The organism is Trinickia sp. HAY1-2D (genome assembly GCF_056754935.1).
On record NZ_JBPGWX010000002.1, the window covers coordinates 971,086 to 986,492 of the forward strand.

Here is a 15,407-nt window from a genome sequence, read left to right on the forward strand (position 1 = left end):
GTGCTCCGTCAAAGATAAAGAGAAACGCCAGTGAGTTCGCGCAGCGTTTCGAGGTAGCGCGCGATGACAGTCGTTTCGTCGAATTCCGCCGCGACCTTCGCGCGGCCGCGCTCACCCATTGCACGCCGTTCGTCAGGCGTGAGTGCCATCATCGCTTGCAGCTTGTCGGCGAGGCTCGCCGCGCTTTTCGCCTCGCAGAGAAATCCCGTGGTGCCATCGGCCACCACTTCGCGGCAGCCCGGAACGTCGGTCGCCACGATCGGCCGGCCCATCGCCGAAGCCTCCATCAGCGTGCGTGGCACGCCTTCCCGGTACGAAGGCAGTACCACACAGTCCGCGTTCGCAATGTGCTCGCGTACGTCGTGCGCCTCGCCGAGATATTCGACGATGCCTTCGCGTTCCCACGCTTGCAGCGTGTCCAGCGTCACCGCGCTCGGATTGTCGACGCCGGCCGGCCCGAGCAGCTGGAACCGCGCCGTGGGATGCCGCTCGCGCAAGATACGTGCCGCCTCGACATATTCGCCGACGCCCTTGTCCCAAAGCAAGCGCCCGATCAAGACAAATGTAAAGTTCTGTTTCTGTCGCGGCGGGGTGTATGCGAAATGGTTCAAGTCCACCCCTTCGCCATGGAGCAGGCGTGCCCGCTCGGGGTGCGCGAGCAGCCGCGATTCGACGAATGCCGTCTGGTCGTCCCGGTTGAGGAACCATACCTGGCGCGGAAACCGGAACGCGAACCGATAGAGCGCCTTCGCTACGACCGCCGCACGGCTCTTCTGGATGAAGACGTAGCCGAGGCCCGTCGTGACCGCAATCGACGGAACACGCGCAAGCCATGCGGCAACGGTGCCGTAGATGTTCGGTTTGATCGTGTAGTGAAACACGATGTCGGGTTGGATCGCGCGGTAATGGCGATACAGTGCGGCGAACGTACGCAGGTCGTCGCGCGGGTTGGTCCCTTTCGACGCCACGTGCAGTTCCACGAAGCGGCAGCCCATTTGCTCGAGCAGGGCGGTCGTACGATCGCGCGGCGCGATGACCGTCACGGTCGCGCCATTGGCGATCAGCGTGCGGATCAGTCCTTGGCGATACGTATGGATCGCAAACGACGTATTGCAGACGAGGCAAATGGAAAGCGTTCGCGCAGCGGTAGCGCGCGTGCTAGTGGCAACGGCAGCGGATCGAGCAGGTGAATTCATGCGGTACGGGCGGCAAAGAGGACACGTTTCATGCGGTGAAGCCATCCGTAGGGTGTGACGAGATGGAGCAGGTTCTTCGCGAGTCCTAACCAATCGTAGACGTTGCGTGGGTTGAAATAGCGCATGCCGAGCCGGATCGTGGAGACGATCTGCCTGCGGCGCTTCGTAGCGCTGATGCCGTCCGGATTGGCTTCGTAATAGAGCCCCAGCTCGGGCAGGTTCGCACAGTCGTAGCGTTCCATGAGACGCAGGAAGAGGTCGAGGTCCTCGGCCGCCGGATACGCAACACGGTAATTGCCGACCGCGCGCACCGCATCGACGCGCAGCATCATCGCCGGATGCACCAACTGCGAGCGGAAAAAACGCAAGCGGCGAATGTCAGCCGGCTCGGTGGCGGGTCGCAACATGAAGAGCGGTTCGCCTTCGCGTGTTACCACTTGCGTCCACATGCCCACACCGGCAACGTTCGGATGCGCTTCGAGGTAGGCGCGCTGCTTGGCGAGCCGCTCGGGCGCGGCAAGATCGCCGGCATCGATGCGCGCTGCGTACTTGCAGCCGCGCGAAGCGAGTGCTTCGATGCCGGCTTGTAACGCTCGTTCGATCCCCCCGTTTCGGGGCATCCGCAGAATCTCGACGGTCACGTTCGGCAGGGCCGGTGCGACGATCGGCGGATCGCTGCCGTCGTCGACGAGCAAGACGTGCACAGCGGCGCGTTCGCGAAACGACGTCAGCGTGCGCTCGACATCCGCTTGCCCGTTATAGGCGGGCATCAACACCGTGACATCGGCAAGCGCGTCGCTCGGCGCGGATGGCGGGGCGGTGGTGGGCGTCGTCATGACAGCTTGTAGCGAATGTAGTAGAGGTTCACCGCGGAGGCGGCGGCATAGCCCGCGGCGAGTCCCACGAGCGCGCCGTATGCACCGATCCGCGCGATGGCAACGAGGTTGACGACGAACGCGACAGCGAGCGCGAGCACCCACTTCGCGAGCAGAACGAACTTCGCCTGATATTTGAGCACGACCAGATTGCCGATGGCCTCGATGCCGGCTGGCACGGAAAGCCAGACACACCAGCGAAAAATCGCGACGGCGCCTTCATAGCCGGGCCCGAACACGCGCGTGATGATCAGGTGTCCGAACAAACCGAGCACGAGCGCGCCGGCCGCCATCAGCGCGGCGGCGAACAGCATCAGACGCCGTACGTTGGCAAGCAGTTTGGCGGTGTCCTGCACGCGGTAGATGAAGGCCGGCGCGATGGTCTGCGCGAGCATGAGCCCGAGCGCGATCCAGTTTTCGTTGATCTGTTGCGCGGCCGAGTAGCGGCCGAGATCGGCGAACGAGATGGCGCGCTCGAGCATGAGCCGGTCCAGCTTCAGAAACAGATACATGCAGACGAGGCCGATCCAGAACACCGTGCCCGCGCTTGCGAAGTGACGCAACAGCGGCCCGTCGACGCGCCAGCCGAGCGTACCGCCATGGCGGCGCATGTAGTAGACGACGAGCGCACCGCCGATGACGGCCGATTCGGCGGCCCAGAGCCAGCCGAACGCGGCGGGCGCCATGGCAACGCGCACGAACAGATAGACGAGCGCGGCTTTGGCGAGCGCGGTGACGATGCTCGTCAACAACTGCGGCTTGCTGTAGGTCAAGCTTTGCAGCCACGAGTTGATGACCCCGATGAACGGCTCGCGAAAAAGCATGGTCACGGCGAGGCCGGCGAGCATGGCGCCGACGAGCGGGTCCGTTACGCCGAGCGCAATGGCTGTCCATGTCGCGGCGAGTGCCAGCACCGAAACGCTCATGCGCAGCGCGAAGGCGCTGCCGAGCACCGTGCCCAGCTCGGAGGCGGGGCGATGCACGATCGTCGGGACGAGGATTTCAGCGCCGCACACCCATGTGATGGGCGCGAGCACGAGCAGCAGCGTGTTCGCGTATTGCCATTTGCCGAAGGCGTCGGGGCCCAGGTAGCGCGCAAGCAGGCCCGCGATGGCGATGGCGACGACGATCTGGGTCAGTCGTTCGAGCCCGAGCCAGATAATGTTCGCGACGGCTTTCGCGACGTCCTGATTGGCAAGACGCTTCAGCATACGTTGCGCGGCAGGGAATTTGCTCGTCGTGGGACGCGCTTCGCTAACGCCTTGATACAAGCTTCGGCTGACGAATGTCCGGCAATGAAACGTCTTGGCATTAAAATGAGCGCGTCGTGCGTCCGTTGAAAAACGGCAATTATAAGTGGGAACGATCGCGCACCCCTCGTGCGGCGGCGGTGTAAGGGGAATCTGCGACACCGCGTGCGGCGCGCTGCGTCTGGCGCCGCAACGCCGTTTTGCATCCTTTTTTGCAGACTGAGAGCCTATCCATGATTTCACAATCCATCTTCAAGGCGTATGACATCCGCGGCGTCGTGGGCAAGACGCTCGATGCCGATGTGGCGCGCTTGATCGGCCGTGCATTCGGCAGCGAAATTCGCGCGCAGGGCGGCGACGCCGTCGTCGTCGGACGCGATGGCCGCTTGTCGGGTCCGTCGCTCGTCGCGGCGCTGGCCGACGGGTTGCGCGCGGCGGGTGTCGATGTCGTCGATGTCGGCATGGTGCCGACGCCGGTCGGCTACTTCGCGGCGAGCGTGCCGCTCGCGTTGCCGGGCGGCGAACGGTCGGTCGATTCGTGCATCGTCGTCACGGGCAGTCACAATCCGCCCGACTACAACGGCTTCAAGATGGTGTTGCGCGGCGCGGCCATTTACGGCGAGCAGATCCAGGCGCTTTATCGGCGTATCGTCGACGGCCAATTCAGCGCCGGCGATGGCGGCTATGTCGAATACGACGTCAGCGATAAATACATCGAGCGGATCGTCGGCGACATCAAGCTCGCGCGCCCGATGAAGCTCGTCGTCGATGCGGGCAACGGTGTCGCGGGCGGTCTTGCCCCGCGCCTGTTCAAGGCGCTCGGCTGCGAACTCGTCGAACTCTTCACCGATATCGACGGCAATTTCCCCAACCATCATCCCGATCCCGCGCATCCGGAAAACTTGCAGGATGTGATCCGGGCACTGAAGGAAACGGATGCTGAAATCGGCTTCGCATTTGATGGCGACGGCGACCGTCTCGGTGTGGTCACGAAGGATGGCCAGATCATCTATCCGGACCGCCAACTGATGCTCTTCGCGCAGGAAATCCTGTCGCGCAACCCCGGTGCGCAGGTCATCTACGACGTCAAGTGCACGCGCAATCTTGCTACCTGGGTGCGCCAGCATGGCGGCGAGCCGGTCATGTGGAAGACGGGCCATTCGCTCGTGAAGGCGAAGCTGCGCGAGACGGGCGCGCCGATCGCCGGTGAAATGAGCGGGCACGTGTTCTTCAAGGACCGCTGGTACGGTTTCGACGATGGTCTGTACACGGGCGCTCGCTTGCTCGAGCTGCTGGCACGCGTGAGCGATCCGAGCAAAGTACTCAACGATCTGCCGAATTCACTGTCGACGCCCGAGTTGCAATTGAAGCTCGAAGAGGGCGAGAACTTTGCGCTGATCGGGCGTTTGCAGAAAGAGGCGCGCTTTCAGGGAGCGGACGAAGTCATTACGATCGATGGGTTGCGCGTCGAATACCCCGATGGTTTCGGGCTTGCGCGTTCGTCGAATACGACGCCTGTCGTGGTCCTGCGCTTCGAGGCCGACAGTGCCGATGCGCTCGCGCGGATCCAGGACGATTTCCGGCGCGTGATTCTGGCCGCGAAGCCGGACGCAAAGCTGCCGTTCTAAGCGATCGCGCTGCCCCGGTGGGATGCCGGGGCAGCGCGGACGGGCCTTACTGGAGAAAAAAATGCATCCAATGAATTCCGGGCACTGGCTGTTCGTCATCGTCGTTCTGGTCGCGATGCTCTATCCGTACATCAGAATCATCCGCCGAGCGGGGTACTCGGGCTGGTGGTTCCTGACGATGTTCGTGCCGATCGTCAACATCGTCATGCTCTGGGTCTTCGCATTCGCACAGTGGCCCGCACTCAATCGGGCCGATCGATAGATCGGTAGCTCGATAGCTCGGTAGTCCAGCGCATACGCTCGCAGGAAAGCTGACGCGTCAGCGCCGGCATTCCTGAGCGCATTCGCTCACGACCTGCTCGAAGCAGCCCACCGCATAGTCGACATCGACCTCGGTCGTGTACCGCCCGATGCTGATTCGAATCGTTCGACTGGCGGCATCCTGCCCGAGTCCGATCGCGGTCAGTACATGCGACGGCGTGCCCGCTGCGGAATTGCAGGCCGAAGTCGATGAGACGGCCAGATCGCCGGGCAGCATGAACGTGAAAAAGCCTGGCAGATCGATGGTGAGGCTCAGCGTATGGGGAATGCGCCGCGCTGCGCTGGCATTGTGCTCGACGCCTTCGAGTCGAAGTACCCGTTCGAGCAGCCGCGCGCTCAATCTCGCGATCCGCTCGCTGTCGGCTGGCATCTGATCCTGCGCGATCTCGCACGCGGTTCCCATTCCGACAATTTGGTGCGTGGGAAGCGTGCCCGAACGCAGGCCGCGCTCATGGCCCCCGCCATGCATTTGCGGTGCGATACGCTCGCATACCTCGCGGCTGACATAGAGCGCGCCGATTCCTTTGGGGCCGTAGACCTTGTGCGCCGACATCGACATCAGATCGATGCCGAGTGCCCGCACATCGATAGGCGTTTTGCCGAGCGCCTGCGCCGCATCGACATGCAGCAGCGCGCCGGCCTCATGTACCACCTGCGAGATTGCAGCGATGTCGGTCAACGTGCCGAGCTCGTTGTTCACGAGCATCAGCGACACGAGGCCGGTGTCCTCGCGCAACGCGGCGGCTACCGCCTGGACCGTGATCTCGCCGTTTTCGGATGGGCGCAGATAACTGACGGGCAGGCCGCGCTTTTCGAGGCTTGCCATCGTATCGAGCACGGCTTTGTGTTCGAGCTGGCTCGTGATCAGATGCCGTCGCGCCGAGGCGGTATCGGCATAGCCTTTCAGGGCGAGATTGTTCGATTCGGTCGCGCCGGAAGTCCAGACGATTTCGTCGGCGGAAGCGCCGATCAGCGCCGCGACTTGTTGGCGACCACGCTCGACCAATTGGCGGGCGCGCTGACCGGCCGCATGGGAGCTCGACGCCGGGTTGCCGAACGCTCCCGACATGCCCAGGCATCCGAACATGGATTCGATGACCTTCGGATCGGCCGGCGTCGTGGCGGCGTAATCGAAATAGCGCAAATGGCCTGCGTCGCTCATCTTCTTCTCTCCGCTCTTCATGAACGAAGCGATCGTACGCGCAGTGCCCTAAAAAGTGCTTCCAAAATAAACTGCGTTTCGCTTTGTTTTTGGTATGAATTTCTAGCGAATCCGGAATTTGTAGAACGGCTTTTTACCCGTCGACGATGCCGTGCGCTCTCGGCCTATGGCGCCGTGGGTGCCGGCTGCGACGCGAGACCGTTCCTTGCGGTATCGGCGGGCGCGGATGTCGATGCGCCCGAGGGGGCCGAAGCTGTCGAAGGTGTCAATGGTGTCAATGGTGCCGCCGGTGCCGCCGGCGGGGAGGCCGGCAACTCGCTCGCTTTGATCTTCGAAGGCTGCGGCACGGGCACGGCCTTCACCACGGTACGCAGGTACTGATCGACGTAATCGAAGAAGCGCTCGTAAAATTTCTGCGATTGAATGGTTTCGCTCGACACCTTCACCATCGCATCGCTGTTCGAGCGAATCGGCAGCGAAAGCGAACCGAAAATGCTCAACCCCACGCTTGCCGAGGTGTCGCTCTTTTTCAGCGCAAAGCCGCTTTGCACGGCGTTCGCGTAGACGAGGCTCGAATTCTCGGCATCATCGCCCGCCGTACAAACGACATGGAATTCGACGGTGATGTGCTTGTCGCCACTCGGCTGGAAATCCTTGCTCGCGTCGATCGTGTCCGAGCGCGTCGTCGTAGTCAGATATCCCTGGCTCAGCAGCGCACGCCGTGCGGCCTCGCAAGCATCGGACGACGTTGCGGCGAAATGGCGCGAGAACGGGCTCGCGCCCGTATCGAACATCTCCTGCTGAAACTTGGGTTGCTGCGGCGGGCTGGAACAGGCCGCCAGCGCGGCGAGCCCGGCAAGCTGCAGCACGATGCCAAAACGAAAAAAACGATACGAACGGTGCATGGTAGGAAACGGTACGAAGTAGTGCGCGCCCACGGCGCGGCGCTCAAACGGGCTATTGTAGTGTGATCGGCGCGCGAAGAATAAGACGCTCAAAAGCGCCGCCCGATGGCGGAACATCGTGCCGCCAGCCGGTTCATCGCGGAAAAAACGCGCCGACGCGGTAAAATCGCGCGTTTGGGCGGCTCCAACGCGCGACGTACGCAATATCGTCCCGCGCACGGACCGCCTCGCCACCATCGTTTTTTTCTTTTTCTTTCGGTGTGCAAAAGATCCTGATCGTGCGAGTGTCGTCGCTGGGCGACGTCGTTCACAACATGCCGGCGGTAGCCGATATCCGGCGCCGTTATCCGGGCGCCGAAATCGACTGGCTCGTCGAAGAGAGCTTTGCGGATCTCGTGCGGCTTGTCGCAGGGGTGCGGCAGGCCATCCCGTTCTCGCTGCGGCGCTGGCGCAAAGAGCCGCTCGCCGCCGCGACCTGGCGCGAAATCCGCGCGCTGCGCCGCTCGCTCGCCGCGGAGCGCTACGACGTCGTCATCGATTGTCAGGGCCTCATCAAAACGGCCTGGGTGGCGAGCTGGGCACGCCGTCCCGTCGTCGGGCTCGGCAATCGCACCGACGGCGCGGGCTATGAATGGCCGGCTCGCTTTTTCTACGACCGGCTCGTGCCCATCGCGCCGCGTACGCACGTCGTCGAGCGTACGCGCCAACTCGTCGCCGCAGCGCTCGCTCTGCCGGCACCGACGCCCGCGGACGACCTCGATTTCGGCCTCGACACATCGCGCGCGGCATCGGCGCTTGCGGCGCTCGGGCTCAATCTTCCCGTGCCTTACGCCGTGTTCGTTCACGCCACCTCGCGCGCCGACAAGCAGTGGCCGGACGCGAATTGGCTCGAATTGGGCCGCGCGCTCGTTTCGCGCGGCATGTCGCTCGTGCTGCCATGGGGAAACGACGCGGAGCGCGCGACGAGCGAGCGGCTGGCGCAAGAGTTCAATGCCGCCGCCATCGTGCCGCCGAGGCTTTCGCTGCCGGCGGTCGTGGGCCTGCTCGATGCTGCCGCCGTGACCGTCGGCGTCGACACCGGACTCGTGCACATTGCCGCCGCGCTCGAGCGTCCGACGGTCGAGCTGTACAATTTCGCGACCGCATGGCGTACGGGCGGCTATTGGTCGCCGAAGGTCGTCAATCTGGGCGATGGCGGGCCGCCGCCATCGCTGCAGCAGGTGAAATCCGCACTGGCCGGTTTCGGCCTCCTCTGATTCGCCAGCGCTCAACCGAACCATGAACGAATCGCAAATCATCGAAGTCGCCGCGGGGGATTGGCAAGGGCAGGGCCTTTCGGTGCCGCGCGAGACTTTGCGCGCCGCGCTCGAGCACGGCAAGGTGCTGTACTTCCCGAATCTCGCTTTTCCGATCGAAGACCGCGAGAGCGCACTGCTCGATCCGGCGCTCGCCGATCCGAAGCGCAAGAACATCAGCCTCGAGCCTGCCGGCGGCGCACTGCGCGGTGTACTCGCCGATGCGGCCACCCAATCGGCGGTGCGCTCGCTCGTCGCGCGCTATCAGGCAAACGCGCATTCGCTCGTCGATGGCCTCCTGCCCGAGTACCGCGGCAAGTTGCGCGCGGCGCCGACGAGTCTTCGTCTCATGCGCGTGGAGACGCGTCACACGTCGTGGCGCAAGGACGACAGCCGCCTGCATGTCGATGCGTTTCCCTCGCGCCCGAATCGCGGTGAGCGGATTCTGCGCGTTTTCACGAACGTGAATCCGCACGGCACGCCGCGTGTCTGGCGCGTCGGCGAGCCGTTCGAGGACATGGCCCGGCGCTTCCTGCCGCGGATCAAGCCGCAACTGCCCGGCTCGGCGTGGGTGCTCGAGCTGCTTCGTATCACGAAGTCGCGACGCAGCGAATACGATCATCTGATGCTTCACTTGCACGATTGCATGAAGGCCGATCTCGATTACCAGAAGACGAGTCCGCAGGAGACGCTTCCCTTTCCGCCGGGCAGCGTATGGGTCTGCTTTTCCGACCAGACCGCGCATGCGGCGATGTCAGGCCAGTTCATGCTCGAGCAGACGTTCTTTCTGCCGGCCGATGCCATGGTGCAGCGCGAGTGCGCGCCCATCGGCATTCTCGAGCGGCTCACCGGCCGGGCGCTGATTTGAGCGCCGCCGTCGTGGGTTTCGCGCGGCTGCGTGCCGCCTCGTCACGCCAGGGTGCGGCATGCTGAGGGCCCTCTATCGCGCGCTCTGGTGGATCGTCGCGCCGCTCGCGGTGCTCCGGCTTTTCATTCGCTCGCGGCACGAGCGCGGCTATCGCGAGCATATCGGCGAGCGCTTCGGCCGTACGGCCGGCCGGCCGCGAGACGATCTCGCGCCGCTCATCTGGGTCCACGCGGTATCGGTCGGTGAAACGCGCGCGGCGGAACCGCTCGTCGAAGCGCTCTTGCGCGCCAGGCCCGACGCTCGGTTGCTCGTCACGCATATGACTCCAAGCGGCCGTGCGACGGGCGAACGGCTGTTCGGCTCGCGCGTTGCACGGTGTTATCTGCCTTATGACATGCCGCACACGGTGCGGCGCTTTTTGCGCGCATGGCGGCCGACGGTTGGGATCGTGATGGAAACGGAGGTCTGGCCGACGCTGCTCGAGGAGTGTCGCCGCGCCGATGTTCCGCTCGTGCTGGCAAATGCACGCATGTCGGCGCGTTCCTACCGGCGCGCGGCACGCTTCGGGCGGGCGACGCGCGAGGTGTTCGGCGGTTTCTCGCGCGTGCTGGCGCAAAGCCCTGCCGATGCGAAACGGTTGACGGCGCTCGGTGCGCGCCATGTCGCGGTGCTCGGCAATCTGAAGTTCGATATGGCGACTCCCCCGGACCTGGTGGCGCGCGGTCGTGCGTGGCGCGCGGCGATCGGCACGCGCCCGGTATGGGTGGCCGCGAGTACGCGCGAAGGGGAAGAGGGGTTGATCCTCGATGCGTTGGCCGCACAGGCGACGAAGGACGCGCTGTTGCTACTCGTGCCCCGGCACCCGCAGCGCTTCGACGAGGTCGCGGCGCTTGTCGAACGGCGTGGCGTGCGTCTTGCGCGGCGCTCGCAATGGGGCGGCGAGGCGAAGCCCGCGGCTGCCCCGGGGCCTGCCGATATGGCGCCATTGCCAGCCGACGTGACGGTGCTGCTCGGCGATTCGATGGGCGAGCTCGGCGCCTATTATGCGGCGGCGGATGTCGCGTTCATTGGCGGCAGTTTGCTGCCGCTTGGCGGGCAGAACCTGATCGAAGCCTGTGCGGTGGGCGTACCGGTGCTGATCGGGCCGCATGTCTTCAATTTCGCGCAAGCGACGGCCGATGCGGTGGCGGCCGGTGCCGCGCAGCAGGTGAGCGATCCGGCCGATCTTGCCCGCGTGCTCGACGAGCTTTTCTCGGACCGGGGGCGCCGCATTACGATGGGCGCGGCGGCTTCGGCGTTTGCCGCGCGCCATCGCGGGACGACGGAGCGAACTGTCGAGGTATTGAGGGCGTTGATGGAGGGGTGAGCCAACCGGTGGCGCAGTGACGGCCGCCAGACATTTGCAGTCAGGCGGCCAACCGCTCAGCTTCGCAGCAACCCCTTCGCCTCGATGAACGACACGACTTCGTCGAGCCCCTCGAGCGCTTTCAGATTGCACATGACGAAAGGCCGCTCGCCGCGCATCTTCTTTGCGTCCGCTGCCATGACTTCGAGGTTGGCACCGACGAATGGCGCGAGATCGGTCTTGTTGATGACGAGCAGGTCCGACTTCGTGATACCCGGCCCACCCTTGCGCGGAATCTTCTCGCCGCCCGCCACGTCGATCACGTAGATCGTCAGATCCGACAGCTCCGGGCTGAACGTGGCCGCCAGATTGTCGCCGCCTGATTCGATGAAGACGATATCGGCCTCGGGAAACCGCGCGAGCATGCGATCGACCGCTTCGAGATTGATCGAGGCATCCTCTCGGATCGCCGTGTGCGGGCATCCCCCCGTTTCCACGCCCATGATGCGCTCGGCCGGCAACGCCCCCGATATCGTCAGAAGGCGCTGATCTTCCTTCGTATAGATATCGTTCGTGATGGCTACGAGGTCGTAGCGCTCGCGCATCGCCTTGCAGAGCATTTCGAGCAGGGTCGTTTTGCCGGAGCCGACAGGGCCGCCGACGCCGACTCTCAGCGCCGGCAATTTCTTGGTTCGCATGACGGTATCTCTCGTATCGATCTAGGAGCGGAAAAGCCGCGAGTATTGCTGTTCGTGGCGCGCGGAGAGCACGCCGAGCATCGGTGCAAACGTGTTGATGGCGGAGGGCGGGGTCGCCAGCGCGAGTTCGACGGCCGCCTCGATGGAGTCGCGCAGCGAGACGATGATGCGCTGGCCGGCCATTTGCCCGAGCGGTACCGCCTTGAGCGCCGCGGCAACCTGATTCTCGGCCCAACTGAACGCGTAAGCGGCGAGGGCGGCTGGCGGGTCGATGTCGTGCGCGGCCACGGCGAAGGCGAACGTGCTCGGCTGAGCCACCGGTGCGAGTGCGGTAAGCGTCTCGCGCCGCGCCGTATCGCCCCATTCGAGCGATAGGCATAGCTGCTTGAGCGACCAGCCCATCTGCTCGGTTTCGCGTCGCAATTCGGCCGATTCGCGGCTGGCGAGAAACTCGGCATCGGCCGTGGCCAGCGCCGCGATCGACTGCGCATCGTGCGCGTGCCAGCGCGCGATCTGATGCGAGAGAAAGGGCAGCTCGCAGCGCGCCAGGACGTGTGCGAGACCGCCGGCAATCCATGCGGACGTCGAGCGCTCGTCGACGACCCACTGCGAGTCGATCGCGGATTCGAGCCCTTGCGAATAACTGAACGCGCCAACCGGTAGTGCAGGCGATGCCAGATGCAGCAGCGCGGTCAACTCAGCGATGCGCATGGCCTTTGCCGTGGCTGTGTGCGTGACCATGGCCGTGATCGTGCCCATGCTCGCAATCGTGGCCATGCTCGCCATCGCATTGCCCGCCATGGCCGTGAGCGTGCTTGTGGCCGTCGTCATGGCCGTGAGAATGAGCATGATCATGCCCATGAGCATGCTCGCCGTGATGTTCGTCGAAGACACGCTGAGCGAGCGCGTAATCTTCATCGAACGTTGCATCGTGCCCGTGCCGATGCCCGCCGCCGTACGCACCGGTTTCGGGTTGAAAAGGCAGCGACGCCGCCTCCACACGCACGCCAAGCCGCGTCAGCATCGATTCGAGCACCGTGTCGGCTTCGAGCTTCAGATAATCGGCACCTACTTCCACGGGCGTATGACGATTGCCGAGGTGGTAGGCAGCCCGTGTAAGCGCCAGCGCATCGTTCGCACGCACGACGAGAACCGCTTCGTCAGCTGCGACCACGCGCACGAGGCCGCCATCGTCGGCCACGAGCACGTCGCCGTCGGCCAACACCGTGCCGCGCGGCAGCACGAGCGCCACGGTCTCGCCGTTATCGAGCGTGGCCGAAAGCCGGCTCTTGCAGCGCGCCTCGTAGGCCAGCGTGAGCGTCGGCGCCCGCGAAACGAGCGATGCCGCGAGCTTCACATGAGGCGCGATGCGTTTGTCGATAGTGCGCATGTCGAAACCTGGATCGTCAGCACTCAAAACAGAAAATACCGCTGCGCCATCGGCAGCACGGTCGCGGGCTCGCAGGTCAGCAACTGGCCGTCCGCGACGACTTGATAGGTCTCGGGATCGACGCTGATCGACGGCTGCCAAGCATTATGGATCATGTCGGCTTTCGTGACCGTGCGGCAGCCGCGCACCGGCACGATCCGCTTGGACAACCCATAACGTTCGGCAATGCCTGCCTGCGCGGCCATCTGCGAAACGAACGTCAGCGAGGTGCGCGCAAGCGCGCCGCCGCGCGTGGCGAACATCTCGCGGTAGTGCACGGGCTGCGGCGTCGGAATCGAGGCATTCGGGTCGCCCATCTGCGCAAGCGCGATCATGCCGCCCTTTACGATCAGCGACGGTTTCACGCCGAAAAACGCCGGCTCCCAGAACACGAGATCGGCCCACTTGCCGGGCTCGATCGACCCCACTTCGTGCGCAATACCATGCGTCAGCGCGGGATTGATCGTGTATTTGGCGACGTAGCGTTTGGCGCGGAAGTTATCGTTGCGCGTATTGTCTTCGGCGAGCGCACCGCGTTGGACCTTCATCTTGTGCGCGGTCTGCCAGGTGCGAATGATCACTTCGCCCACGCGCCCCATCGCCTGCGAATCGGACGACAGCATCGAAAGCGCACCGAGGTCGTGCAGGATGTCCTCCGCCGCGATCGTTTCGCGCCGGATGCGCGATTCGGCAAAGGCGAGATCTTCGGCGATGGACGGATCGAGATGGTGGCAGACCATCAACATGTCGAGGTGCTCGTCGAGCGTGTTGATGGTGTAGGGGCGCGTCGGATTCGTCGACGAGGGCAGCACGTTCGCTTCGCCGCAGACCTTGATGATGTCGGGCGCATGTCCGCCGCCCGCGCCTTCGGTGTGATACGTGTGGATCGTGCGGCCCTTGAACGCGGCGACCGTCGTTTCGACGAAGCCCGCTTCGTTCAGCGTATCGGTGTGAATCGCGACTTGCGTGTCGGTATCGTCGGCCACGGACAGGCAATTGTCGATCGCGGCCGGCGTCGTGCCCCAGTCTTCATGCAGCTTGAGCCCGATGGCCCCGGCGGCGACCTGCTCGACGAGCGGTGCGGGCAGGCTCGCATTGCCCTTGCCGAGAAAGCCGAGATTCATCGGCCAGCCGTCGGCCGCCTGCAGCATGCGTTCCATGTGCCACGGACCGGGCGTACAGGTGGTCGCATTCGTGCCCGTGGCGGGGCCGGTGCCGCCGCCGAGCATCGTCGTGACGCCCGAGGCGAGTGCTTCGTCGATCTGCTGCGGGCTGATGAAATGGATGTGCGTATCGATGCCGCCGGCCGTCACGATGAGACCTTCGCCCGCGATGATTTCCGTCGCCGCGCCGATGGCGATCGTCACGCCCGGCTGGATATCGGGATTGCCGGCTTTGCCGATGGCGGCGATGCGGCCGTCCTTGATGGCGATATCGGCTTTGACGATGCCCCAGTGATCGAGAATGACGGCGTTCGTGACGACGGTATCGGCCACTTCGGCCGCGCACCGTTGCGACTGACCCATGCCGTCACGTATCACCTTGCCGCCGCCGAACTTCACTTCTTCGCCGTAGAGGGTGAAGTCCCGTTCGATTTCGATCAGGAGCTCGGTGTCGGCGAGCCGGATCCGGTCGCCCGCGGTCGGGCCGAACATTTCCGCGTAGGCGCGGCGATCGATGCGCAGTGTCATGACGGTTCGCAGTACTAAGAGTAGAAGAGGGCGGCAACGCAAGGCCTTTACAACGGGCCCATCACCTTGCCGTTGAAGCCGTAGACAGTGCGGTCGCCGGCCAGCGCGACGAGCTCGACCGTACGTTCCTGCCCCGGCTCGAAGCGCACGGCGGTGCCCGCGGCGATGTTCAGCCGAAAACCGCGCGCACGCTCGCGCTCGAACGCGAGCGCGGCATTCACTTCATAAAAATGGAAGTGCGAGCCGATCTGCACGGGGCGATCGCCGGTGTTGGCGACCGTGAGCGTCAGCGTTTCGCGGCCCGCGTTGAGCTCGATATCGCCGGGTTCGGTGAGGATTTCGCCAGGAATCATCGATCAAGACCTCGAACGGTTGGAGAAGACCCGCTGTTGCGCATGCCCACGCTTGCGGCGCGGCCTGTCATGGAATCGGATGATGGACGGTGACGAGCTTCGTGCCATCCGGAAAAGTCGCCTCGATCTGGATGTCGGGAATCATTTCGGGCACGCCTTCCATGACGTCGTCGCGTGTGAGCAGTGTCGTGCCGTAATGCATCAGCTCGGCCACGGTCTGCCCGTCGCGCGCGCCTTCCATCAGCGCGGCGGTGATGAACGCGACGGCTTCCGGATAATTGAGCTTGAGGCCGCGGGCCTTGCGGCGCTCGGCCAGCAGCGCAGCGGTGAAGATGAGCAGTTTGTCTTTTTCGCGTGGAGTGAGCTTCATCGCTTGGTGCCGTGCGGCTGT

The 15,407-nt window shown here is 64.3% G+C and carries 15 protein-coding genes and 1 pseudogene; 5 read left to right on the forward strand and 11 right to left on the reverse strand.

Translation table 11 applies throughout. The features are described 5' to 3' along the window. Positions 1-8: 8 nt before the first annotated feature. From ACR9ZC_RS11420 to ACR9ZC_RS11430, 3 genes are read right to left on the reverse strand one after another with little or no spacing between them, the layout of a single operon-like run. Positions 9-1,196, reverse strand: coding sequence for a glycosyltransferase family 4 protein (locus tag ACR9ZC_RS11420; protein ID WP_481580360.1), 1,188 nt, complete (start codon positions 1,194-1,196; stop codon positions 9-11). After that, entirely contained in the window at positions 1,193-2,032 is an 840-nt protein-coding gene (locus ACR9ZC_RS11425) for a glycosyltransferase (RefSeq protein ID WP_481580361.1), read from the reverse strand. The genes ACR9ZC_RS11420 and ACR9ZC_RS11425 overlap by 4 nt, the downstream gene beginning before the upstream one ends. After that, positions 2,029-3,282 carry an oligosaccharide flippase family protein gene (locus ACR9ZC_RS11430; protein WP_481580362.1) on the reverse strand — a complete coding sequence of 418 codons (1,254 nt, stop codon included), beginning with the start codon at positions 3,280-3,282 and terminating at the stop codon, positions 2,029-2,031. Before ACR9ZC_RS11430 ends, ACR9ZC_RS11425 begins: the two co-directional genes overlap by 4 nt. Before the next feature lie 272 nt (positions 3,283-3,554). Here ACR9ZC_RS11430 and ACR9ZC_RS11435 point away from each other — a divergent pair, with 272 nt between their 5' ends. Further along, a complete protein-coding gene (locus tag ACR9ZC_RS11435; RefSeq protein WP_331571635.1) occupies positions 3,555-4,949 on the forward strand; it encodes a phosphomannomutase/phosphoglucomutase in 1,395 nt (464 codons plus the stop codon). A gap of 70 nt (positions 4,950-5,019) precedes the next feature. Continuing rightward, positions 5,020-5,211, forward strand: a complete 192-nt coding sequence (locus ACR9ZC_RS11440) for a DUF805 domain-containing protein (RefSeq protein ID WP_331571680.1) — start codon at positions 5,020-5,022, stop codon at positions 5,209-5,211. Between the two features lie 78 nt (positions 5,212-5,289). Here ACR9ZC_RS11440 and ACR9ZC_RS11445 read toward each other — a convergent pair. After that, positions 5,290-6,432: pseudogene (locus ACR9ZC_RS11445) on the reverse strand (cysteine desulfurase family protein); the annotation flags it as partial. Between the two features lie 164 nt (positions 6,433-6,596). After that, entirely contained in the window at positions 6,597-7,337 is a 741-nt protein-coding gene (locus tag ACR9ZC_RS11450; protein ID WP_481580363.1) for a DUF2242 domain-containing protein, read from the reverse strand. Positions 7,338-7,540: 203 nt separating this feature from the next. On the opposite strand from ACR9ZC_RS11450, the gene waaC reads away from it, so the two are divergent. From waaC to waaA, 3 genes are read left to right on the forward strand one after another with little or no spacing between them, the layout of a single operon-like run. Continuing rightward, positions 7,541-8,593: a lipopolysaccharide heptosyltransferase I gene (waaC, locus tag ACR9ZC_RS11455; RefSeq protein WP_481582648.1), complete on the forward strand. Its 1,053-nt coding sequence runs from the start codon at positions 7,541-7,543 to the stop codon at positions 8,591-8,593. 22 nt (positions 8,594-8,615) lie between these two features. Continuing rightward, positions 8,616-9,500, forward strand: coding sequence for a Kdo hydroxylase KdoO (gene kdoO / locus ACR9ZC_RS11460; protein WP_481580364.1), 885 nt, complete (start codon positions 8,616-8,618; stop codon positions 9,498-9,500). A 58-nt stretch (positions 9,501-9,558) separates the two neighbouring features. Continuing rightward, a complete protein-coding gene (waaA, locus tag ACR9ZC_RS11465; RefSeq protein WP_481580365.1) occupies positions 9,559-10,866 on the forward strand; it encodes a lipid IV(A) 3-deoxy-D-manno-octulosonic acid transferase in 1,308 nt (435 codons plus the stop codon). A 56-nt stretch (positions 10,867-10,922) separates the two neighbouring features. On the opposite strand, the gene ureG is transcribed toward waaA, so the two are convergent. The 6 genes from ureG to ureA form a co-directional block, all read right to left on the reverse strand. After that, on the reverse strand, positions 10,923-11,543 hold the full coding sequence (ureG, locus tag ACR9ZC_RS11470; protein ID WP_481580366.1) for an urease accessory protein UreG: 621 nt from the start codon (positions 11,541-11,543) through the stop codon (positions 10,923-10,925). 21 nt (positions 11,544-11,564) lie between these two features. Continuing rightward, positions 11,565-12,254, reverse strand: coding sequence for an urease accessory protein UreF (locus ACR9ZC_RS11475; RefSeq protein WP_481582649.1), 690 nt, complete (start codon positions 12,252-12,254; stop codon positions 11,565-11,567). Further along, entirely contained in the window at positions 12,241-12,933 is a 693-nt protein-coding gene (gene ureE / locus ACR9ZC_RS11480; RefSeq protein ID WP_481580367.1) for an urease accessory protein UreE, read from the reverse strand. Before ureE ends, ACR9ZC_RS11475 begins: the two co-directional genes overlap by 14 nt. A 23-nt stretch (positions 12,934-12,956) precedes the next feature. Further along, positions 12,957-14,663: an urease subunit alpha gene (gene ureC / locus ACR9ZC_RS11485; RefSeq protein ID WP_481580368.1), complete on the reverse strand. Its 1,707-nt coding sequence runs from the start codon at positions 14,661-14,663 to the stop codon at positions 12,957-12,959. Positions 14,664-14,710: 47 nt separating this feature from the next. Then, complete coding sequence (locus tag ACR9ZC_RS11490) at positions 14,711-15,016, reverse strand: urease subunit beta (RefSeq protein WP_173259886.1); 306 nt, start codon at positions 15,014-15,016, stop codon at positions 14,711-14,713. Positions 15,017-15,083: 67 nt separating this feature from the next. Further along, a complete protein-coding gene (gene ureA, locus ACR9ZC_RS11495) occupies positions 15,084-15,386 on the reverse strand; it encodes an urease subunit gamma (RefSeq protein WP_173259885.1) in 303 nt (100 codons plus the stop codon). Positions 15,387-15,407 lie beyond the last annotated feature (21 nt).

What these genes read in the sequence shown, in the direction of transcription:
- ACR9ZC_RS11420 (WP_481580360.1), bottom strand. Translation starts at nt 1,196, where the DNA reads ATGAATTCACCTGCTCGATCCGCTGCCGTTGCCACTAGCACGCGCGCT.
- ACR9ZC_RS11425 (WP_481580361.1), bottom strand. Translation starts at nt 2,032, where the DNA reads ATGACGACGCCCACCACCGCCCCGCCATCCGCGCCGAGCGACGCGCTT.
- ACR9ZC_RS11430 (WP_481580362.1), bottom strand. Translation starts at nt 3,282, where the DNA reads ATGCTGAAGCGTCTTGCCAATCAGGACGTCGCGAAAGCCGTCGCGAAC.
- ACR9ZC_RS11435 (WP_331571635.1), top strand. Translation starts at nt 3,555, where the DNA reads ATGATTTCACAATCCATCTTCAAGGCGTATGACATCCGCGGCGTCGTG.
- ACR9ZC_RS11440 (WP_331571680.1), top strand. Translation starts at nt 5,020, where the DNA reads ATGAATTCCGGGCACTGGCTGTTCGTCATCGTCGTTCTGGTCGCGATG.
- ACR9ZC_RS11450 (WP_481580363.1), bottom strand. Translation starts at nt 7,337, where the DNA reads ATGCACCGTTCGTATCGTTTTTTTCGTTTTGGCATCGTGCTGCAGCTT.
- kdoO (WP_481580364.1), top strand. Translation starts at nt 8,616, where the DNA reads ATGAACGAATCGCAAATCATCGAAGTCGCCGCGGGGGATTGGCAAGGG.
- waaA (WP_481580365.1), top strand. Translation starts at nt 9,559, where the DNA reads ATGCTGAGGGCCCTCTATCGCGCGCTCTGGTGGATCGTCGCGCCGCTC.
- ureG (WP_481580366.1), bottom strand. Translation starts at nt 11,543, where the DNA reads ATGCGAACCAAGAAATTGCCGGCGCTGAGAGTCGGCGTCGGCGGCCCT.
- ACR9ZC_RS11475 (WP_481582649.1), bottom strand. Translation starts at nt 12,254, where the DNA reads ATGCGCATCGCTGAGTTGACCGCGCTGCTGCATCTGGCATCGCCTGCA.
- ureE (WP_481580367.1), bottom strand. Translation starts at nt 12,933, where the DNA reads ATGCGCACTATCGACAAACGCATCGCGCCTCATGTGAAGCTCGCGGCA.
- ureC (WP_481580368.1), bottom strand. Translation starts at nt 14,663, where the DNA reads ATGACACTGCGCATCGATCGCCGCGCCTACGCGGAAATGTTCGGCCCG.
- ACR9ZC_RS11490 (WP_173259886.1), bottom strand. Translation starts at nt 15,016, where the DNA reads ATGATTCCTGGCGAAATCCTCACCGAACCCGGCGATATCGAGCTCAAC.
- ureA (WP_173259885.1), bottom strand. Translation starts at nt 15,386, where the DNA reads ATGAAGCTCACTCCACGCGAAAAAGACAAACTGCTCATCTTCACCGCT.